The following is a 19,126-nucleotide window of genomic DNA, read 5'->3' on the forward strand; positions in this document are numbered from 1 at the left end:
TTGCGCCCCATGAGCGTCCTGGACATCCTCTCCGACGACGAACGCCTCGTCGTCCGGACCGTGCGGGAGTTCGTCGACAAGGACGTCAAGCCCGACGTCCAGCAGTTGGAGCACACCGACACCTATCCCGAGAACCTCATCGAGCGGATGAAGGAACTCGGCATCTACGGCCTGGCAATCCCGGAGGAGTACGGCGGCAACCCGGTATCCACACCGTGCTTCGTACTCGTCACCGAGGAACTCGCGCGCGGCTGGATGAGCCTGGCCGGAGCGATGGGCGGGCACACCGTCGTCTCCAGGCTCCTGGTGCAGTACGGGACGGAGGAGCAGAAGCAGCGGTATCTGCCGAGGCTGGCGACCGGGGCGGTGCGCGCCACGATGGCGCTCACCGAGCCGGGCGGCGGTTCGGACCTGCAGGCGATGACGACACTCGCGCGCCGGGAGGGCGGGGAGTACGTCGTCAACGGGGCGAAGACCTGGATCACCAACTCCCGCCGAGCCGGCCTGATCGCGCTGCTGTGCAAGACCGACCCGGCCGCCAGTCCCCGCCATGCGGGCATGTCGGTCCTGCTGGCCGAGCACGGACCGGGCCTCGTCGTCTCCCGCGATCTGCCCAAGCTCGGCTACAAGGGCGTCGAGAGCTGCGAGTTGTCCTTCGAGGACCACCGCGTACCGGCCGATGCCCTGCTGGGCGGCGAGGAGGGCCGCGGTTTCGCCCAGATGATGAAGGGGCTGGAGACGGGGCGGCTGCAGGTCGCCGCCCGGGCCCTCGGCGTGGGGCGGGCGGCCCTGGAGGACTCGCTGCGCTACGCCCAGGAACGGGAGTCGTTCGGCAAGCCGATCTGGCGCCACCAGTCCATCGGCAACTACCTCGCCGACATGGCGACCAAGCTCACGGCCGCCCGCCAACTGACGCTGTACGCGGCCCGGGAGGCCGACGCCGGGCGCCGGGTCGACATGGAGGCGGGCATGGCCAAGCTGTTCGCGTCGGAGACGGCCATGGAGATCGCGCTCAACGCCGCGCGGATCCACGGGGGTTACGGCTACTCGACGGAGTTCGACGTGGAGCGGTACTTCCGCGACGCACCCCTGATGATCGTCGGCGAGGGCACGAACGAGATCCAACGGAACGTGATCGCCGCGCAGTTGGTGGCAAGGGGCGGTCTCGATGGCTGAGAAGGCGCAGCGGGAGAGCACGTACTCACGGCTGGGGAGAGAGTTGCGGGTGGCGATCCTGCGGCACGACTACCCGGACGGTGTCCGCCTGCCCACCGAGGCGGAGCTGGCCGAGACCTACGGGGTGAGCCGGCAGACCGTGCGCCGGGCGTTCCAGGACCTCGTGGCCGAGGGACTGGTCTACCGGGTGCCCGGGCGCGGCACGTTCGCGACGCCCCGGGAAGAGCAGTACCTGCGGCAGTTCGGCTCGGTGGACGACCTGATGGGGCTGTCCATCGACACCCGTATGGACGTCGTCACGCCTCTGCACCGACGGGTCGACGTCGACGCGGCCGGACGACTGGGCCTGAACACGGACCGGGTGCACAAACTGGCTTTTCTACGACTGCACGAGGACGTCGCGTTCTGCCACACATCGGTCTGGCTGCCACCCTCAGTCGGTCAACTACTGGAATCTGTCGATGAGTTGACGCTGGCGGGCACACCGAACGCGTTCACCGTGATCGGCCTACTCGACCAGCGGCTGCCCGAACCGATCGCCGAGGCCGAGCAGAGCATCACCGTCGCCGAGGCCTCGCCCGAGATCGCCGAACACCTGCGCTGCGAGCCGGGCCGCGCCCTGCTGCGCATCGACCGCGTCTACCAGACGGTCGCCGGCCGGCTCGTCGAGCTGGCCATCAGCCACTTCCTGCCCGAGCACTACTCGTACCGCGTGCGGCTGCGGCGCAGCGGTCAGTGATCTACGGCTGCCCGTCCATACGGACTCCGAGGCCCCGATCTTCGACCTCGTCGACTACGGCGTGGTCGGCGGCCTCTGCGACGTCGTCCCCCAGCTCACCGAGGAGATCAGCACCCGCAAGGGTGGTTGACATCGCACGTGATAAACCGGGCGACGTCGGCGATCACCTTCGGGATACTGGTCGACCATGGACGAGGTCAAGGTCGTCGTCGCCCATTCCGAGCGCGCGACTCTGCGCGTCGGCGACATGTTCCTGAAGGTGGACGCCGATCAGGCGCGTATCGATGTCGAGGTCGAGGCGATGTCCCTCGCGCCGGTCCCGACCCCGGAGGTCCTGTGGTGCAAGCCGCCGGTGCTCGCGGTCGCCGCACTCCCGGGGACGACGCTTGGGCGCCTCGGCGGGCCGTCGACCGGGTCGTCGGCGGCGTGGGCCGCGGCGGGCGCCGCCATCCGGAAGCTGCACGACGCTCCCCTGCCGCCCCGGCCGGGCCGAGCGGGCCGGACCATCGGCGCGCTGACCGCGGAACTCGACGCCGAGTGCGAGTTGCTCGTGACGAACGGCGTCCTGCCCGCCGACCTGGTCACCCGCAACCGCCAGGTCGCCGAGGCCGCGCTCCGGCCGTGGACTCCGGCGTTCACACACGGCGACCTGCAGATCGCGCACGTCTTCGTCGACGGCGAAGAGGTCACGGGCATCATCGACTGGTCCGAGGCGGGCCAGGGTGATGCCCTCTACGACCTGGCCACCTTCACGCTCGGACATGAGGAGCACCTCGACGACGTCATCGCCGGCTATGGCACGGACATCGACCTCGACGTGATCCACGCGTGGTGGGCGTTGCGAAGCCTGCTGAGTGTTCGCTGGCTGATCGAGCACGGCTTCGACGCCTTCGCGCCGGGCTGTGAGGTGGATGTGCTGAGATCCCGGATGTGAGGCTCGGGTCGCAGGCGTGGGACCCGCCGGTACGTACCGAGGCGACGATCACTTCGCTGATCTGGGGTTGCCGCGCTGTTTGGCATGGAAGCGCGCCTTCTTCTCACGATTCCCGCACGTGTTCATGTCACACCATTTGCGGGTCCGGCTTTGGCTGGTGTCGAAGAAGGCGGCCTGGCAGGTGGGTGATGCGCACAAGGCAAGCTTTCCGTCTCGTTCGCCCGCGATGATGCCGATCGCGTCGGCGGCGATCACACCGAGGGCGTCCTCCACACGGGAAGCCGAGCTGAGCCGCCATTGGCGATGGCCCTCGGGCGTCAGGATCGCAGCTGCTCGCCCCCGAGTGCTGCAGTCGTTGATGACTTGGACGGCAGTTGCAGGGAGAGCGTCCTGGAGCGCGGCCGCTGTCGCGGCGGCGTGAATCGACTCCCTCAGTTCCCGAGCGAGGTCGAGCTGGGCAGTGGTGCAGGAGTCCACGGCGAGGCCGTTCGCTGCCAGCCAGTCGACGAGTCGCTGCGGTGTCGGAATGCGCTCCACAGCGTTGCCATGACGCTCCGACAGAGTCCCCGTGAAGCTGGTCGCCAGCACGCTGCCGAGGCGGAAGTCAGGGAACCCATCACGCATGGAACCACCTTAGCCGGTTGCGGCTTGCCTCGGGGGACTGTTAGAACCGTCTTAGCCGGTTCCGCGATGGCCAGGAGGTCTCATGCCCCGTCCAGCCAACGACGTACAAGCGTTTGAAGCTCACGCAACTGACGACGACCTCGACGATCTGCGCGCGCGATTGGCCACGGCGCGGCTACCGGAGGCCGAGACGGTCCATCGCGCCGAGCCCGGCCCCCGCCGATGGGAACAGGGCGTTCCGCTCGCCGACCTCGTCGATGTCGTGAACCACTGGCGCACCGGATACGACTGGCGGTCGTTCGAAGAGCGCCTCAACCGGGTCGGCCAGTTCCGCACGACCATCGATGATCTGGGAATCCACTTCCTGCACCGCCGATCCGCGCGCGCAGACGCCATTCCTCTGATCTTGACGCACGGCTGGCCGGACAGCATCGTCCGGTTCATCGATGTAGTGGACGAGCTGACAGATCCGAAAGATGCGGACGCGCCGGCATTCCACGTCGTGGTCCCGTCGCTGCCAGGCTTTGGTTTCAGCGACAAGCCGGCCACCACCGGCTGGGGAACCGAAAAGATCGCCGCCGCATGGGTGGAACTGATGGGAAGGCTCGGATACAGCCGATTCGCAGCCCACGGCGGCGACTGGGGAGGCAATATCACCACGGTTCTCGGCGGGAGGTTCCCGGCGCATGTTCTCGGCATCCACACGACGTTCGCGGAAGGGCCGCCCGGGTTGACAACCGACGGACTGACGGCGGTCGAGCGCAGGTGGGCCGAGGAAACCCGGGATTTCTGGCGCCACCGCGCGGCATACGCGAAGCAGCAGGCGACCCGGCCGCAGACCATCGGTTACTCGCTCGTCGACTCACCGGTCGGGCTCCTTGCCTGGATCCTCGACAAGTTCGCCGAGTGGTCGGACACCGAAGACAGCCCGTTCGAGACGATTTCCATGGACCGCGTCCTCGATGACGTCACCCTGTATTGGCTGACCCGGACCGGCGCATCGGCGGCCCGTATTTACTACGAAAGCCACAACTCGCTCGATCCCGAACTCCGGGTCGACGTCCCGTCAGCCATCACCGCGTATCCCCGCGACGTCGAGAAGTGCCCGCGCCCCTGGGCACAGGAGCGGTACCGACAGATCGTCCGATGGGGGTCGCCCGAACACGGGGGACATTTCCCGTCGCTGGAGGTTCCCGAGTACTTCGTCAAGGACCTGCAAGAAGGCCTCGCGGCAGTGCTGGCCGCCAATCCCTGACCGCGGCGGCGGCCCGGCGAGTTCAGCGCGGTCGGACGTTCACTTCAGGCGCAGAACACGGGATTGCGCCGAAGCTGTTCCGCGCACCATCGGAAGTGCCCGTCGCGGTCGTCCAGGCCGAAAAGGTCGTAGGTGGTCAGAGCGTATGCGGCCTGATAGGTGGCGAGGGTTGCCGGCTCGTAACCGAGCTCGTGGGCGAAGAGCCGGGTGAGTTCCGCGGTGTGCTCTGCGGCGTGCGGCCCGTACATGTCCCAGATGGCGGCGGTGACAGCGGCCTCGAAGGCCGGGTCGCCTGCGGTCGTGTAGAAGCCGAAGTCCAGCACCGCCACGGGTCGCCCGGCCGCGTCGACGTGGATGTTGGGCGGGACGAGGTCGCCGTGGATCGCTGTCACCGGGGCGTCGGGGAGTGAGCGCAGTGCCTTTCGCGTGCGCTCAACCCCTGCGTGGAAGTCGGACACATGGGCAGCCAGGGCAGTACCGTGGCGGGCCGCGGCCCGCGCGACCAGGGCGGCGAGCGCCTCGCGGAAGTTGTCGTGATCGCGCCACAGTGGACGGTCGTCACCCTGGACGGTCAACTGGCGCATCGCGTCGGTGCCGGGCACGGAGGCCATTCCCCGCAGAACGGCGAGGAGCGCGTCGCTGTGCTGTGGAGACAGCTCGCGCTCATAGTCCGCCTGTGCGGAGTCGACCCGCATCGGGACCCCGGGCAGCTCACGCTCATACGTCACCAGGACGCCCTCGTGGTCGTCGACGTCCAGGATCGCCGGGGTGGAGAAGGGCAACGGGTGCCGCGCAATGTCCGCGTACACCTGGCGGGTGAGCTCGAAATCGGCCGGCGGCCGACCGCTCCACACCTTGGCGACCCGGCCCTCCCCCAGCCTGTAGACGACGCCCTCGACACCGGCGCCGATACGGCGGACCCCCGTGTGCCCGCGGTCGGCGAAGTAGGCAAGCCACCGGTCGGTGCGTGAGGCCTCCGCGTTGGGGATGTTCTCCATCCGCGCATTAGACCAGCAGCCGCACCGACCGCACCGACCGCACCGGGCACTTTCCCCCGTCGGCAGGCCTCCTGTCGGACCGCGGACGCGGGGCCGTCGACCGGGCGTCACCAGGGCAGCCGGCCGTTGACGTCGTAGAAGCCGCCGGTCGGGCCGTCGGGCGCGACCTGGGCCATGCGCACGATGATCCGGGCGGCCTGCTCGACGGTCTGGGTGCCGGTGTTGCCGTTGAGGTCCGTCTTGGTGAAGCCGGGCTCGACGGAGTTGATCCGCATGTTCGGGAACGCCTTCGCGAACTGCACCGTGAGCATGTTGAGCGCAGTCTTGGACGTCGGGTAGGCGATTCCCGGGTAGAAGTGCGCGGGGTGGTCCGGGTCGGAGAGATGGGTCAGCGAGGCCAGGCCGCTGCTGACGTTGACCACGACCGGCGCGGCCGAGCGCTGCAGCAGGGGCAGGAAGGCGTGGGTGACGCGGACGACGCCGAAGACGTTCGTCTCGAAGGTGTTGCGCATCTGGTCGGCGGTCACGGACTCCGCGGTGGGCACGGTGTTGCCCTCGCCCCTGGTCTCGATGCCGGCGTTGTTGATCAGTACGTCGAGTCCGCCGTCGGCCTCGACGGTCTTGGCGGCGGCCTCGACCGTGGCGTCGTCGGTGACGTCGAGCAGGACGAAGCGTGCGCCCAGCTGTTCGGCGGCGCGGCGTCCGCGATCGGCGTCGCGGGCCCCCACGTACACGGTGTGACCTGCGGCGATGAGCTGGCGGGCGGTCTCGTGGCCGATGCCCTTGTTGGCTCCGGTGATCAGTGTTGTCGTCATGCGTCCAGACTGCGGCGCGCCACCGCACTCAGCCAGGAGACCCTTCTTCCTGGGACTCGCAGTACCAGGAAGATGTGCGGCCCGCGGTGTTCACTGGGGGCATGACGGTGACGGAACTCGGACGATCGCTGCGGCGCTGGCGAGACCGGGTCGCCCCGGAGGCGGCGGGGCTGCCGTCCGGCGGTCACCGGCGGGCGGCCGGTCTACGGCGCGAGGAGCTGGCACTGCTGGCCGGGATCTCGGTCGACTACATCACACGTCTGGAGCAGGGGCGGGCGGCCAACCCCTCCGGGCAGGTCGTCGAGGCGCTGGCCCGGGCGCTGCGGCTGTCCGGGGACGAGCGCGCGTATCTCTACGGTCTTGCGGAGTTGGTACCGCCGGGTCCCGACGTGGTGCCCGGGTTCATCACGCCCAGCGTCCAGCGGCTGCTGGACCGGCTGGTGGACACGCCGGTCGCGGTCTCCGACGCGGCCATGACGCTGCTGGTGGCCAACCCGATGTACGCGGCGCTGATGGGCGACCCGTCCGGCCTGCGCGGGTTCGAACGCAACGGCGTGTGGCGCAACTTCCTGGGATTTCCGAGCCGAGTACGGCACACGCCGCAGGAGTGGAGCGCCTTCCAGGTCGGCATGGTCTCCGAGCTGCGGACGACCGCCGCCCGTTATCCGGCCGACCGTCAACTGCGGCGTCTGATAGCGGAGTTGCGTGCGAAGAGCGAGCGGTTCGCCCAGCTGTGGGACGCGGGGGTCGTCGGCCGGATGGCGGCCTCGCGCAAGACGGTCGAGCATCCGCAGGTGGGCGTGCTCACGCTGGACTGCGACCTGCTCCGGGTGGAGGAGAACGACCTGCACATCCTGGTCTACTCGGCCGAACCGGGCACCGAGGCCGCCGAGAAGCTGGACCTCGTCTCCGTGCTCGGCACGCAGAACCTGACCGGGAAGGTCTAGCGGAGCTTCTCCCCGGCCACGCCTCCCACGACCGCATGCAGTTCGGCCGCGGTGTGCTGCATTCGAACAGCAACGTCCCCGGGGCGCAGCGGCTCCGAATCGGCGACCTGCCGCAGCAGCGCCACGGCTGCCCGGTCCAGCGGTACACCGGCCAGGATGACCAGCCGGTCGAGCTGCCGGGCTCCCGCGACGACCCTGCGGACGGTCGTGTCCAACGTTCAGTCGAGCGGGCAGGAGGAGGCCCACCCGCTCACCGCGGACGAGGTCTGGGACTACTGCGCGAACGGCCTCACGCGCAGCAGACGGCCCGCGAACCGACGCCAGGACGCAGGCGCGGGTTTTTCGCAGGCGCCGAGGCCCGCCGCGCGCCGCCCCTCAACGTGCCACACGCCGCGGGGCACCCTGGGCTCCGGGGGCGAGAGCCCTGCGTATCGCCCGGGTGACGATGGGGGGCAGCAGATCCACGCCGATGCGGCGGACCCGGGAGCGGGGGCGGCGGGTCGCGGCAGCCGGAGGGGCGGCGGGGGTGGGTGCAGGGGCCGGCGCCGGGGATTTGGACGGCTCGGGTGCCGTGTAGTGCCGGGAGCGCGGGAAGGGCGGCGGCTGCATTCCCTTCTGGGCGCGGGTGCGGACCAGACAGTGTCCCGCGGCCTCCTGGACGCTCAGGCCGACGTCCGCGCGGTCCCTGAGCATCGCCAGCAGCTCCTCCTGCACCGGCTGCGGATCACCCCAAGTGCCGTAGAGCTTCTGGGTGCTGAGACAGATCGGGCGCAGTCCGCGGTTGAGCACGGCCTCCCAGGTGGCGACCGAGACGCCGGGGGTGTGTTCGGAGCGGAAGTCGTCGAGGACGACGATGCCGTCGGGCACCAGGAGGTCGCGGGCCGCGCCGATGTCGTCGTGGACGTGCTCGTACAGGTGCGAGGCGTCGATGTGGACGAAGCGGCAGCTACCCGGGGCCACTTCCTTCGAGATCACGGAGGTCGGTGCCTCGATCACCCTGGGCAGGGTGTCGTGGAAGGAGAGGTAGTTGCGCTCGAAGGCCTGTCGGGTGAGCGAGGAGTACGACTTCGCCGTCTCGGCCTGGTTGGCTCCGTCCGGGGCGTCGCCGCCGAAGAGGTCGCAGACGGTGAACTCCTCGCCGTCCTGGCGGTGTTGGCCGAGCAGGATCGCGCTCTTGCCCATGTAGGCGCCGAGCTCCAGCAGGTCGCCCCCGAACCCGCGCGTCTCCTGCCGCTCTAGGAACCAGGTGAACAGGACCTGATCCAACGGCGGAAACCAGCCCGGGACGTCTTTCAGCTCGTCGGGATTGTTGTCGGTTGCCTGTGCAGTCGCCATGCAAGGGAACCTACTCACTGGAGACCGAACAAACTGTCGCCTGCTTGAACGTCCGGTGAACAGCTCGGCGCCCCCGCGGCACTCGGCCTCGACAGCCGAGCGGGATGCCTGTCCTCCCCAGAGGGAAACGCCCCCCTCCCCCATTACCGCGTGCCGGGAAAGCCGTCCGCCGCGGTTGCCGGGCGGCCAGATTCCCACACACGTTCGAACTCTGTCTGGAAGTGCTCGTACCAGTGACCGTCGCGCCCCGGCTTCACCGTGAAGACGGCGTCCCCGCTGGCGGAGCTGTGGGAGTAGACGTCGACGTGGATGACGCCGTTCGACCGTCCGGGATCCAGGAGCATCAGGCCGTGGGCGGGCACGAAGGGCAGGAACCTGACCTCGACCCTGCCGTCCACTCCCGGCCGCTCCACGAGTTCCTTGAGCAGGTCGATCGAGGGGCGCAAACGGTTCTCGTAGACCTCGGGCCGGTCGGCCATGGTGCTGCGACGGGCGGCCTCCGCGGGCGCCGTGGACGTCGGGTCGATGAGTGCCACCCTGACGACTGCGCCGGCCGTGGCGCGCTGCTCCAGTTCGTCGACGAGGTTGCGCAAGGTGCGGGCGAGGGTGATGCCGACGATCCTGATGTCCCGTGCGGCTCGGACCTGTTCGACGGCGTCGGGCTTGTCACTGGTGAAGAAGTCCACCGCGGAGACCTCACCGGAGCGGCCGGCCCGGACCTCCCGGGCCAGGTCGGCGATCTGGCGCCGGCTGCCCAGCAGGCTCCCGGCCAGCAGGGCGAGCGTCGCCAGGGTGGCCGCGGCGAGGACCTTGCCGCCGGCCACGTCGAACACTCCGAGTACGGCGAGAGTCAGGGAGAGGAGGGCCGTGACGTAGAGCTCCAGGTTCTCTCCTGCGGAGAGGTCGCCGCGCAGTCGCCGTAGGAAACGCATGCCGATCATCGTCGGGAGCCCGGCGGGCATCCGTCAACGCCGCGACGGGAACCGTCAGGTGGACTCGCGCACCACCAGCCGGCACGGCACCGTGTACACGGCGGCACCGTCGGGAGAGTGGTCGGTCACGGTTGATCCCATCAGCGGGTCGAACGGGCGGGCACCGTGTCGTGCCCGCCTGCGGTCCGCCGGGACGGCTACCCACAGTCGTGGGGGTCATGTGTGGCGAGGACCCGCCGCCGGTGGTCGTGGTTCAGCCCAGCGTCTTGAGCAGCTCCGCGGCGAGCGGGGCGGAGGAGGCCGGGTTCTGGCCGGTGACGAGGTTGCGGTCGACGACGATGTGCGGCGCCCACGGCTCACCGACCTGGACCTGCACGCCGGCCTCGGTCAGCCGGTCCTGCAGCAGCCACTTGGCCTTGTCGGCGAAGCCGGACTGGGTCTCCTCGTCGTTGGTGAACGCGGCCACCCGGTACCCGGCGAAGGCGTTGACGCCGTCCTGTTCGGCGGCGAGCAGCGCGGCCGGGCCGTGGCACACGACACCGAGCGGCTTGCCGGACTCCAGGGCGAGGGTGAGCAGCTTGCCGGAGTCGGCGTCGACGGCGAGGTCCTCCATCGGGCCGTGGCCGCCGGGGTAGTACACGGCGGCGTACTCGTCGAGGTCCACGTCCTCCAGGCTGATCGGGTGCTGCAGCTCGGTGGCCGCGGCGAGCACCCCGGCGACGTGGTCGGCGTTCTCCTGTCCACCGTTGTACTCGGCGGCGAGGCTGCCCTTGTCCACTGTCGGTACGACACCGCCCGGGGTGGCGACGACGATCTCGTGACCGGCGGCCTTGAACGCCTCGTAGGGGGCGACGGCCTCCTCGGCCCAGAAGCCGGTGGGGTGGCGGGTGCCGTCGGCCAGCGTCCAGTAGTCGACGCCGGTCATCACGAAAAGGATCTTCGACATGCTCTGTCTCCGAGGGGTCGTCAGCGGGGTGGTGATCCAACCGTAAGTCCCGCCTGCCATCGGAATCCAATAGGCTCATCGATATGAGGAATAGGGAAACCAATGGCCGGGAGGAGAGGGCACAGGTCGGCGGGTCGGCGGCACTCGATCTGAATCTGCTGCGCACGTTCCTCGCCGTCTACCGCACGGGCTCATTCACGTCCGCGGCGCGTCTGCTCGGGCTGTCGCAGCCCACGGTCACGACGCAGGTGCGCGCCCTGGAACGGCAACTGGACCGCGAGCTGTTCCAGCGCCAGGCGCGCGGCGTCTCCCCCGCTCCGTACGCGGACGAGCTCGCCTCCCGGATCGTGCAGCCGCTGGATTCCCTCGCCACCATCACCGGCCGGGGCAGAACGGCCGAGGACCAGCCGCCGGAGCCGGTGCATCTGGGGGGACCGCACGAGTTCCTGACCCGTTCCGTGCTGCCCGGCCTGGCGCCCTTGGTGGCCGGAGGCGTGCGGCTGCGCATCACCCCCGGTCTGACCGAGCCGCTCCTGGACGACCTGAAGGCGGGCCGCCACGACCTGGTGATCGCGACCTTCCGGCCGCGCGGCCGGACTCTGGCCGCCGTGCCTCTCGCGGACGAGGAGTTCGTGCTGGTCGCCGCCCCCGTCTGGGCGGAGCGCATCGGCGGGCCGGCCGGGATCGCCGCGGCCGGGCCCGCGGCGCTCCACGGTGTGCCGCTGGTCGCCTACGCCGAGGACCTGCCGATCGTGCGCCGCTACTGGCGTCATGTCTTCGGCAGGCGTCTCGTCTGCCAGCCGGCGGTCACCATGCCCGACCTGAACGCGGTCAAGGCGGCGGTGGCCGGCGGTACGGGCTTCACGGTGCTCCCCCGCTATCTGTGCACCGCCGAACTGGCCTCGGGCGCCCTGGTGTTGCTGCACGACCCGGACGACCCACCCATCAACACCGCCTTCCTCGTCCAGCGCCCCGGCGCCTCCGCAAACCCGCACGTCGCCCTGGTCCGCGACCACCTGCTGGAGGCCGTGAGAAGGAGCTGACCGAACGGGTCAGTACTTCTTCGCGCCCGCCATGATCGCCTCGCGGATGCGGTGGTACGTGCCGCACCGGCAGACGTTGCGGATCTCGTCGAGGTCGGCCTCGGTGATGTCGCGGCCCTCCGCGCGGGCCTGGCGGACCTTGGCGACCGCGGTCATGATCTGGCCGGGCTGGCAGTAGCCGCACTGTGCGACGTCGTACTCCAGCCAGGCCTCCTGCATCGGGTGGAGTTCCCTGCCGACAGTGGCGGGCAGTCCCTCGATGGTCGTCACCTCGTCGGTGGGGCCGAGGTCCTTGACCGGGACGCTGCAGGGGTTGAACGCCTTGCCGTTGATGTGGCTCGTACAGGCCTGGCACACGCCGAGCCCGCAGCCGTACTTCGGTCCGGTGACGCCCAGGACGTCCCGCAGCACCCACAGCAGCCGTACGTCGTCCTCGATGTCCACGGTCACCGCTCTGCCGTTGAGGATGAAGGTGTGTTCGGGCACGGAGAACCTCCTGGGCTCCTAGTAGGCGCGGCTCAGGCCGTCGGTGGGGGACGCCGGGATCGGCGGGGAGGTGGGCAGCGGCTCGAAGCCGAGGGGACCTGCGTGGTTGATCGGGAACGTGGTCGGCATGGTGCCGGTGGCGCGCCCGTAGGCGCAGGCCACGGCCGCCATCGCGCCCGCGACGGCCAGCTCGCCCGCACCGCCGGGCTCGCCGGTGCTCGGCGGCATGACGACGATCTCCAGTTCCGGCGGGGTGTTCCACTGACGGGTGTAGAAGTAGTTGTCCCAACTGCCTTCCAGGAAATGCCCGTTGTCCAGATGCAGTCCGGAGCTGAGGGTGATCGCGATGCCGTCCATGATGCCGCCCATCATCTGGGCCTGAAGGCCGCGCGGGTTGACGGCGAGCCCGGCGTCGACCGCGCAGACGACCTTGGTGACCCGGGGTCCCGTGTAGGCGTCGGGGACCTTGCGGCCGGTGGTCTGCGGGCGGCAGTCGATCTCGGCGAGGACGGCGACACAGGCGTGGTACTCGGGGTGCAGGGCGATCCCCTGGGCCGTGCCGGCCGGCATGTCACGGCCCCAACTGCCCACCTCGGCGGCCTTGTCGAGGACGGCCCGAGCCCGCTCGTCCTTCAGGAACGTGCGGCGGAACCGATACGGGTCCTTGCCCATCCGCTTCGCCAGCTCGTCCACGATCAGCTCCTGCGCGCAGCGCACATTGGGCGAGTAGATGTTGCGCATGGAGCCGGTGTGGAAGCCCTTGTCGGTCTCGCTGAGCAACTGGGTGACGACGCCGAAGTCGTACGGGGTCTGCTGGGTGAGCGTGAAGATCGTCTCGGAGAAGGTGAGGTCGCCGACCGGCAGCCGGGCCGCCTCGGAGGTGATGATCTCGCCGACACCGTGGCCGAAGTCGGTGGCCACGGAGGTGTGGCGCTGGTCGTAGGTGAGCACCTGACCCAGCGCATAGGTGGCGCGCACCCGTGAGGTGGACATGGGGTGGGTGCGGCCCTGACGGAAGTCGTCGGTGCGGTGCCACATCAGCCGGACCGGTTTGCCCGTCGCCTTGGAGATCTCCGCGGCCTCGGCGGCGCCGTCGTGGAACAGCTTGCGTCCGAAGGAGCCGCCGCCCTGGGTGACATGCACCTTGACCGTGCTCACCGGAAGTCCCAGGGTGAGCGCGATCTGCTCCTGGGCGGTGATCGGGGACTTCAGGCTGGCCCAGATCTCGGCCGAGTCCTCGTGTACGTCGGCGACGGCGCAGTTGGTCTCCAGGGCGCTGTTGCTCGCGAAGTGGAAGGTGAAACGGGCGTCGACCGACTTGGTCAGCAGGTCGAGGGCGGGCAGCGGGAGTTCGGCCTTGCGCAGTTCGTCGCGGATGGTGTCGTCGGAGGCGTCGTCCACGGTGCCGGGGCCCCAGGTGACCTTCAGGGCGCGCACCGCGTCGATGCACTGCCCGAAGGTGCGGCCGCGGACGGCGACGCCGGTGGAGATCCGTACGACGTCGGTGATGCCGGGCATGGCCCGCACCTCGTCGAGGTTGTCGATCGTGCGGACCGTGCCGTTGATCGTGGGCGGACGGCACACCATGGCGGGCAGCGCGCCCGGCACGTGCACGTCCATCGCGAACTTCTTGCGGCCGGTGACCGCCTCCAGTGCGTCGACGCGTCGCTGCGCGGTCCCGATGACCTTGAACTCGGAGGATGTCTTCAGCGTGACCGATACCTGACTGGTCGTCACTGCGGCGGCCCTCTCGGCGAGTTCACCGTAGGTGAGGCTCTTGCCGGTCACGGAGGAGGTGATGACGCCGAGCTTCGCGGTGAGGGTGTCGACGGTCTCGCCCAGTTCGAGGGCGGCCGCCTCCAGGAGCCGGCCGCGGGCGACGGCGGCCGCCACCCGGATCGGGGTGAAGGTGGAGATGGTGGTGTTGGATCCGCCGGTGAGCTGGTTGAACAGGAGCTCGGGGCGCGCGTCGGCGAGGGTGACGCGGACCTTGTCCAGCGGCAGGTCCAGTTCCTCGGCGACGAGCATCGCGCTGGAGGTGGTGATGCCCTGCCCGACCTCGGCCCGGGGCAGGGCGAAGGAGGCGGTGCCGTCGGTTTCGACCCGGATGGTGATCAGGTTCGCGGTGGGCAGGGTGGCATGGGTGAGCATGTCGTTGAGGTCGTAGATCTCTGCCGGTCCGGGCACAGACGGGACGACCGCCGCGGCCCGGGTGGGCGCGAGGACGGTCTCACCGAGCTCGGCGGCGACGGTGAGCGTCGAGGCGGCAAGGACGTATCCCAGGAAGCGTCTGCGCCCGATGCCGCCGGGAGCGGGATCGGCATCCTGCGGCTGCGGGTGTTCATGGGCTCCCATCAGCGGTCCTCCAAGCGCGCGGCACTCGCCTCGATGGCGGATCCCGACTGTGCACGTCAGGCGCGGTCCGCGAAAGATCTCCGAGCCACTTCCGCACGGAAAAGACATAAGTCGTGGGGCGCGTGAAGCGGATGGGCCTGGGGTGGGCAGAAAACCCGAATGCGTCGGCAGGCACGGCTCTGCGATCATTCCGGAATGTCCCACCGTCTGGAAGCCCTGGTCATCCGGCACACCCACCGTCTCCCCCTGCCGGCCGGCCCGGCCGGTCAAGGGGACGTCGCTGCACGGCAGTTCGACGCCGTGCTGATGTCGGTCGGCTTCAAGCTCTCGGCCGATCTGCTGGCGCACCTGTCGGGGCTGTCCGAGGGCGCGGTCGTCGACACCGCCGTACGCACGCTGCGCACGGTCCGCGAGATGGCCGGCGACCACGTCCGGCACAACGTGTACTTCATCGACTTCCCGGCCCATGTGCCGGACACGTTCGACTTCTGGATGCGCTGCATCGCCGAGGCGCTCGCCGACGACAAGGCGCGCGAGGGGACGCTCGCCCAGCTGGAGAGCGGTGTGGTGGACCTGCTCACGCTGCCTTCCTACGGCACCTACCGGCACTCGTACGCCGAAATGCTGGCCGCCCACGACGAGTTGATCGCGGCGGCGGGCGACCGGCTGACCGTCCTGCACCTGGGCGGGGCGGCGGAGGACGAGGTCGCGGCGCTGTATCTGGCGCTTGCCGGCAGCAGCACGCCGCTGGGCGAGGACGACCTGGGCGACCTCGGGGTGCTCGCCGGGCACTGCGTGGACGGGCCGCAGCCCGAGGCGATCCCGGTCCGGGAGAACCGTGCGGTCGTCAACGCGGCGCGTCTGGCGGCCGGTTCGGGCCTGCTGCTCGACAGCGTCACCGATGTACTGCGGCTGGCCTGCGCGGTGTCGGGCGGTGACGTGACGCTCCTGGAGCCGACCCGTTTCCGTACGCTGCCCCGTCCGGTGCGCCGGGCGCTGCTCGCCGGTCTGGACGCTCTCGTCGCGGCGGCCCCGGCCAAGCTGGCCGACGTGTCCGCCCATCGCGAGCCGTGGAAGCGGCTCGGTGAGCGGCTTCACCCGCACGAGTACCCTCAGTGGCCGCACGCCGCCGAGGTGTTCGCCGTCGCGCGGGGCGAGCAGCAGGTGCGGTCCTTCGACAGCCGCGTCGAGGAGCTGCTGGCCAGGGACGACGTGACCGGGGCGGCCGAGCTGCTCAAGTCCGCGCCGGGCAAGCTGCTGCGTTCCCTGGACCGACTGCTGCGCACGGCGCAGGCCGAGGACGAGCGCGAGGCCGTGGTGACCGCCGCCGAGCAGGTGGTGTCCGCGGCGGCGGGCCGGGTCGTGCTGTCGGTGCGCGAACACCTGCACAACCGGGCCGGGGAGACCGGCGAGCGCCGTGTCTTCGTCAACCGGCGCGGCCGCGCGTGGGTCACCGACGACACCCGGCCGCCGGTGGCGCCGGCGCAGCGCAAGCGCCTGATCGCCGCCCTCGACGCGGAGATACGCCGTCGGCTCCCGGCTCCCGAGCGCCTGCTGGTCGACCCCGACGTCCTCGATGTCGCGCTCCCGCTGAACGGGCGGGCGACCGCGGCGGGCCTCGGTGTGCTGCCCCGCGGTTCGGTCACTCCAGTCGCCGGGGAGCTGCTGCGGTTCTTCGTGTACTGGAAGCAGGCCGAGCTGCGGACGGACTTCGACCTGTCGGCGGTGATGCTGGACGCCCGCTACCGCACGGTGTCCTGGCTGTCGTACACGTCGCTCACCCAGTTCGAGGGCGAGCACTCGGGCGACATCACCGAAGCACCGGACGGCGCCTCGGAGTTCATCAACCTGCGGCTGGGCGCGGTGCGCAGCACCTTCATCGTGCCGCAGGTCAACATCTTCGCGGGCGAGGGTTTCGAGGAGGTCGAGGAGTCCTTCTTCGGCTTCATGCTGCGCGAGGGCGAGCAGCAGGGCCGCCCGTTCGAGCCGGCCACGGTGCGGATGAAGTCGGAGCTGCGCGGTCCGGGCCGGGTCGCGCTGCCGCTGGTGTTCCGGCGCGGGCGGGACGGCAGCTGGACCGCCAAGTGGCTGCACCTGTACCTGAAGGGCGCTCCCTCGGCCAACCAGGTCGAAGGCAACCGCATCACGGTCGAGACGCTGCTGCGCGGCATCGTCGAGCGCGACCACATCGACGTCCGGTACGTCACCGGCCTGATGGCCGAGGGCGGTACGACGGTGACGCTGTGGGACGGAGAGTCGATCCCGGAGGGTCCCGTCACCTACATCGGTCTGGAACGGCCGGACGGACTGCACCCGGACTCCCGGATCCTCACCCCGGAAAATCTGCGCGACCTGATCCCCGACTGACTGTTAGGGTGGGCCGCAGGCGAGGCCATGAACGGGACTTCCTTCTCAAAACACCTTCTGATGCTAGTCCCTTCGCTTTCCTCGCCGCTCACTTCACACAAGGGCCCCGCGTCTGATCACGCGAGGGCCCTTCGTGCTGTCGCGAGGGCCTGTTCGGCGTATCCGCGCCCGAACAGCACGGCATGCACCAGCAGCGGGAAGAGCTGGTGCAGCCCGACCCGGTCAGCCCACCCGTCGGCCAGCGGGGCCGTCTGCTGATAGCCGTCGAGGACGTGCTCCAGATGCGGGCAGCCGAACAGCTGCAGCATCGCCAGGTCGGTCTCCCGGTGGCCGCCGTGTGCGGCCGGGTCGATCAGCCAGGCCGGCCCGTCGGCTCCCCACAGCACGTTGCCGTTCCACAGGTCGCCGTGCAGCCGGGCGGGCGGCTCGGCGGGCCCCGCCAGTTCGGGCAGCCGTTCACAGACGCGCTCGATCACGGCCGTCTCGGTGGGCCGGATCGTGCCCCGGTCGACGGCCGCACGCAGGTAGGGCAGCACGCGGTGGTCGGCGTACCAGCGGGGCCAGTCGGTGCCGGCGATGTTGCGCATCGGGGCGAGCCCGATGTACGCCTCCACCGGACCGCCGGGCGGTGGCGCGCCGAAGGCGGGGGCGCCCGCGGCATGCAGAGCGGCCAGCCCGCGCCCGAACCGCACCGCCGCCCGGACCGTCGGTGGGCCCTGCGCGACCACGTCGGTCACCAGCCAGCGCCGGTCGTGCCCATGGACGTTCGGAACGCGGACCGTGCCGGTGTCGGCCAGCCAGCGCAGCCCCGCCGCCTCGGCCTGCACCGCGCCCCGGTCGTCACCGCGCTTGACCATCACCGACTGCCCGTCGTCGAGGTCGACTTGGGCGAGGGACGCGGACAACCGTCGCTCGTCGCGCACGGTCCGCCCGGTGATCCTGGCCGCAGCCGCGCGAGGGCCGTCGCTGTCGGCGCCGTCGGAAGGGGGGCCGATGTTCACGAACACCACAGTAGGACCGCCGCGAGCGGGCTGAAGTCAGTGCCGGGCGGTCAGTCCAGGGGCTCCTCGTCATCGCCGTCGCCGCCCGCGGCGTAGGGATGGACGTACCGCTCGTCGCCGAAGGGGATGAACCAGTCCTGCACGGCGCCCTTGGCGATGCCGTCCGCGGTCGGGGCGTACAGCCAGTCGTGGTCCATGTCCTCGAACACGCCGTCGGCGAAGACCTGCAGTGCCGTTTCCACCTCGTCGCTCAGCAGCTCGTAGAGGTCGGCCGTCACCTCGGCCTGGGCGAGCAGGAACTTCAGCAGCAGTTCCTCGGCCACGCAGCTGGGCCCGCCGAAGTGCGGCTGGGTGAGGCGGCCGGTCATGGTCACGGCGGTGACGGTCAGCCGGCGGACGAACAGGACCGTGTACTGCAGGGCGAACTGCGGGGGCAGATCGTCCAGGACCATGAACGGCGCGTCGGTCTCCGCGACGGTGGGCCCGTCCTCCTCCAGACCGGCCAGGTCCGTGAAGAGTTCGTCGACCAGCAGATCGATGGCGTACACAACGGCGCCCGCCGCGACCTCAGCCGCCTCACGGCTGACGATCCGCTCCGCCTCGTCCTCGCGGTGGCCGAAGGCCTCCAGCGGGAAGGCGCGCAGGGTCGGTGCGAGAGCACGGAGGGTCCGCCGCATGGCGTCGACCTCGTCGCGGTCGAGACGGCCGGAGCCGGTGGTGGGCTCCGCCGCCGCGTGCCGGCGTGCGCGCTCGGCGGGATCCGCGGGCGGTGCGTCCGGGCCGTCGGCCGCGTCGAGGCTCTCCTGCAGCAGCTCGGGGTGCAGGTCCACACCGCAGCGGGTGATCTCCCAGTCGGCAAGGGGTTCGCTGCGCTCCAGCAGCTCTGCGACGACCTCACGGGCGGCGTCCTCGGCGAACTCCAGTGCCGGTGCGTCGACGAAGAGTTTCAGCAGGACCCCGGCGGGATGGACGGCGATGACGTCGTCCACCAGGTCGACTTCCATCCCGTCGGGTCCCTCGATCGCCGCGATCGAATCGAGCCCCTTGCGCAGCAGGAAGCCGACGCCTTCCCGCTGAAGAACGTCGAGCTCCGGGGCGCCCTTGGGGAGGTCCACGTCCACAGTCACCGCGTATGTCACACGATCATGGTGCCTGAGCGGCGGCTTCCCGGGG

At 70.1% G+C, this 19,126-nt stretch carries 18 protein-coding genes and 1 pseudogene; 8 read left to right on the forward strand and 11 right to left on the reverse strand.

The window, feature by feature from the left end; translation table 11 throughout:
- Positions 1 to 9 precede the first annotated feature (9 nt).
- The 4 genes and pseudogenes from ACWDAG_RS14210 to ACWDAG_RS14225 all read left to right on the forward strand — a co-directional run bounded on the left by ACWDAG_RS14210 (position 10) and on the right by ACWDAG_RS14225 (position 2,849).
- Complete coding sequence (locus ACWDAG_RS14210; RefSeq protein ID WP_450695874.1) at positions 10 to 1,176, forward strand: acyl-CoA dehydrogenase family protein; 1,167 nt, start codon at positions 10 to 12, stop codon at positions 1,174 to 1,176.
- Entirely contained in the window at positions 1,169 to 1,915 is a 747-nt protein-coding gene (locus tag ACWDAG_RS14215) for a GntR family transcriptional regulator (protein ID WP_450695875.1), read from the forward strand. Before ACWDAG_RS14210 ends, ACWDAG_RS14215 begins: the two co-directional genes overlap by 8 nt.
- Before the next feature lie 19 nt (positions 1,916 to 1,934).
- Positions 1,935 to 2,045 (forward strand): annotated as a pseudogene (locus tag ACWDAG_RS14220) (electron transfer flavoprotein subunit alpha/FixB family protein); the annotation flags it as partial.
- Positions 2,046 to 2,102: 57 nt separating this feature from the next.
- Positions 2,103 to 2,849 carry a phosphotransferase family protein gene (locus ACWDAG_RS14225; protein WP_450695876.1) on the forward strand — a complete coding sequence of 249 codons (747 nt, stop codon included), beginning with the start codon at positions 2,103 to 2,105 and terminating at the stop codon, positions 2,847 to 2,849.
- Between the two features lie 48 nt (positions 2,850 to 2,897).
- Here ACWDAG_RS14225 and ACWDAG_RS14230 read toward each other — a convergent pair whose 3' ends face one another.
- A complete protein-coding gene (locus ACWDAG_RS14230; RefSeq protein WP_450695877.1) occupies positions 2,898 to 3,473 on the reverse strand; it encodes a CGNR zinc finger domain-containing protein in 576 nt (191 codons plus the stop codon).
- Positions 3,474 to 3,555: 82 nt separating this feature from the next.
- Between ACWDAG_RS14230 and ACWDAG_RS14235 the strand changes: the two genes are divergently transcribed.
- Positions 3,556 to 4,728, forward strand: coding sequence for an epoxide hydrolase family protein (locus tag ACWDAG_RS14235; protein WP_450695878.1), 1,173 nt, complete (start codon positions 3,556 to 3,558; stop codon positions 4,726 to 4,728).
- A 44-nt stretch (positions 4,729 to 4,772) separates the two neighbouring features.
- Here ACWDAG_RS14235 and ACWDAG_RS14240 read toward each other — a convergent pair whose 3' ends face one another.
- Positions 4,773 to 5,726, reverse strand: a complete 954-nt coding sequence (locus ACWDAG_RS14240) for an aminoglycoside phosphotransferase family protein (RefSeq protein WP_450695879.1) — start codon at positions 5,724 to 5,726, stop codon at positions 4,773 to 4,775.
- A 107-nt stretch (positions 5,727 to 5,833) separates the two neighbouring features.
- Entirely contained in the window at positions 5,834 to 6,541 is a 708-nt protein-coding gene (locus ACWDAG_RS14245; RefSeq protein WP_450695880.1) for an SDR family oxidoreductase, read from the reverse strand.
- Between the two features lie 101 nt (positions 6,542 to 6,642).
- On the opposite strand from ACWDAG_RS14245, the gene ACWDAG_RS14250 reads away from it, so the two are divergent.
- Positions 6,643 to 7,488 (forward strand): helix-turn-helix transcriptional regulator, encoded by an 846-nt coding sequence (locus tag ACWDAG_RS14250; protein WP_450695881.1) that lies wholly within the window; start codon positions 6,643 to 6,645, stop codon positions 7,486 to 7,488.
- On the opposite strand, the gene ACWDAG_RS14255 is transcribed toward ACWDAG_RS14250, so the two are convergent.
- The 4 genes from ACWDAG_RS14255 to ACWDAG_RS14270 form a co-directional block, all read right to left on the reverse strand.
- Complete coding sequence (locus ACWDAG_RS14255) at positions 7,485 to 7,703, reverse strand: hypothetical protein (RefSeq protein WP_450695882.1); 219 nt, start codon at positions 7,701 to 7,703, stop codon at positions 7,485 to 7,487. The two genes, ACWDAG_RS14250 and ACWDAG_RS14255, sit on opposite strands and share 4 nt — an antisense overlap.
- A gap of 160 nt (positions 7,704 to 7,863) precedes the next feature.
- A complete protein-coding gene (locus ACWDAG_RS14260; RefSeq protein ID WP_450695883.1) occupies positions 7,864 to 8,823 on the reverse strand; it encodes a class I SAM-dependent methyltransferase in 960 nt (319 codons plus the stop codon).
- Positions 8,824 to 8,966: 143 nt separating this feature from the next.
- A complete protein-coding gene (locus ACWDAG_RS14265; protein ID WP_450695884.1) occupies positions 8,967 to 9,755 on the reverse strand; it encodes a hypothetical protein in 789 nt (262 codons plus the stop codon).
- A 253-nt stretch (positions 9,756 to 10,008) separates the two neighbouring features.
- Complete coding sequence (locus tag ACWDAG_RS14270) at positions 10,009 to 10,701, reverse strand: type 1 glutamine amidotransferase domain-containing protein (RefSeq protein ID WP_450695885.1); 693 nt, start codon at positions 10,699 to 10,701, stop codon at positions 10,009 to 10,011.
- An 83-nt stretch (positions 10,702 to 10,784) separates the two neighbouring features.
- Between ACWDAG_RS14270 and ACWDAG_RS14275 the strand changes: the two genes are divergently transcribed.
- Positions 10,785 to 11,744 carry a LysR family transcriptional regulator gene (locus ACWDAG_RS14275; RefSeq protein ID WP_450695886.1) on the forward strand — a complete coding sequence of 320 codons (960 nt, stop codon included), beginning with the start codon at positions 10,785 to 10,787 and terminating at the stop codon, positions 11,742 to 11,744.
- 9 nt (positions 11,745 to 11,753) lie between these two features.
- On the opposite strand, the gene ACWDAG_RS14280 is transcribed toward ACWDAG_RS14275, so the two are convergent.
- On the reverse strand, positions 11,754 to 12,230 hold the full coding sequence (locus tag ACWDAG_RS14280; RefSeq protein ID WP_450695887.1) for a (2Fe-2S)-binding protein: 477 nt from the start codon (positions 12,228 to 12,230) through the stop codon (positions 11,754 to 11,756).
- 18 nt (positions 12,231 to 12,248) lie between these two features.
- Positions 12,249 to 14,585 carry a molybdopterin cofactor-binding domain-containing protein gene (locus ACWDAG_RS14285; RefSeq protein ID WP_450695888.1) on the reverse strand — a complete coding sequence of 779 codons (2,337 nt, stop codon included), beginning with the start codon at positions 14,583 to 14,585 and terminating at the stop codon, positions 12,249 to 12,251.
- A gap of 195 nt (positions 14,586 to 14,780) precedes the next feature.
- Between ACWDAG_RS14285 and ACWDAG_RS14290 the strand changes: the two genes are divergently transcribed.
- The gene (locus ACWDAG_RS14290) at positions 14,781 to 16,952 is read left to right on the forward strand and encodes a hypothetical protein (protein WP_450695889.1); all 2,172 of its coding nucleotides are present in this window, start codon (positions 14,781 to 14,783) and stop codon (positions 16,950 to 16,952) included.
- Between the two features lie 116 nt (positions 16,953 to 17,068).
- On the opposite strand, the gene ACWDAG_RS14295 is transcribed toward ACWDAG_RS14290, so the two are convergent.
- Both ACWDAG_RS14295 and ACWDAG_RS14300 read right to left on the reverse strand, forming a co-directional pair.
- Complete coding sequence (locus ACWDAG_RS14295; protein ID WP_450695890.1) at positions 17,069 to 17,953, reverse strand: fructosamine kinase family protein; 885 nt, start codon at positions 17,951 to 17,953, stop codon at positions 17,069 to 17,071.
- Between the two features lie 50 nt (positions 17,954 to 18,003).
- The gene (locus ACWDAG_RS14300; protein WP_450695891.1) at positions 18,004 to 19,092 is read right to left on the reverse strand and encodes a hypothetical protein; all 1,089 of its coding nucleotides are present in this window, start codon (positions 19,090 to 19,092) and stop codon (positions 18,004 to 18,006) included.
- Between the last annotated feature and the right edge of the window lie 34 nt (positions 19,093 to 19,126).

The sequence above is a fragment of the Streptomyces sp. NPDC001157 genome, from assembly GCF_053598255.1.

What these genes read in the sequence shown, in the direction of transcription:
- ACWDAG_RS14210 (WP_450695874.1), top strand. Translation starts at nt 10, where the DNA reads ATGAGCGTCCTGGACATCCTCTCCGACGACGAACGCCTCGTCGTCCGG.
- ACWDAG_RS14215 (WP_450695875.1), top strand. Translation starts at nt 1,169, where the DNA reads ATGGCTGAGAAGGCGCAGCGGGAGAGCACGTACTCACGGCTGGGGAGA.
- ACWDAG_RS14225 (WP_450695876.1), top strand. Translation starts at nt 2,103, where the DNA reads ATGGACGAGGTCAAGGTCGTCGTCGCCCATTCCGAGCGCGCGACTCTG.
- ACWDAG_RS14230 (WP_450695877.1), bottom strand. Translation starts at nt 3,473, where the DNA reads ATGCGTGATGGGTTCCCTGACTTCCGCCTCGGCAGCGTGCTGGCGACC.
- ACWDAG_RS14235 (WP_450695878.1), top strand. Translation starts at nt 3,556, where the DNA reads ATGCCCCGTCCAGCCAACGACGTACAAGCGTTTGAAGCTCACGCAACT.
- ACWDAG_RS14240 (WP_450695879.1), bottom strand. Translation starts at nt 5,726, where the DNA reads ATGGAGAACATCCCCAACGCGGAGGCCTCACGCACCGACCGGTGGCTT.
- ACWDAG_RS14245 (WP_450695880.1), bottom strand. Translation starts at nt 6,541, where the DNA reads ATGACGACAACACTGATCACCGGAGCCAACAAGGGCATCGGCCACGAG.
- ACWDAG_RS14250 (WP_450695881.1), top strand. Translation starts at nt 6,643, where the DNA reads ATGACGGTGACGGAACTCGGACGATCGCTGCGGCGCTGGCGAGACCGG.
- ACWDAG_RS14260 (WP_450695883.1), bottom strand. Translation starts at nt 8,823, where the DNA reads ATGGCGACTGCACAGGCAACCGACAACAATCCCGACGAGCTGAAAGAC.
- ACWDAG_RS14265 (WP_450695884.1), bottom strand. Translation starts at nt 9,755, where the DNA reads ATGCGTTTCCTACGGCGACTGCGCGGCGACCTCTCCGCAGGAGAGAAC.
- ACWDAG_RS14270 (WP_450695885.1), bottom strand. Translation starts at nt 10,701, where the DNA reads ATGTCGAAGATCCTTTTCGTGATGACCGGCGTCGACTACTGGACGCTG.
- ACWDAG_RS14275 (WP_450695886.1), top strand. Translation starts at nt 10,785, where the DNA reads ATGAGGAATAGGGAAACCAATGGCCGGGAGGAGAGGGCACAGGTCGGC.
- ACWDAG_RS14285 (WP_450695888.1), bottom strand. Translation starts at nt 14,585, where the DNA reads ATGGGAGCCCATGAACACCCGCAGCCGCAGGATGCCGATCCCGCTCCC.
- ACWDAG_RS14290 (WP_450695889.1), top strand. Translation starts at nt 14,781, where the DNA reads ATGTCCCACCGTCTGGAAGCCCTGGTCATCCGGCACACCCACCGTCTC.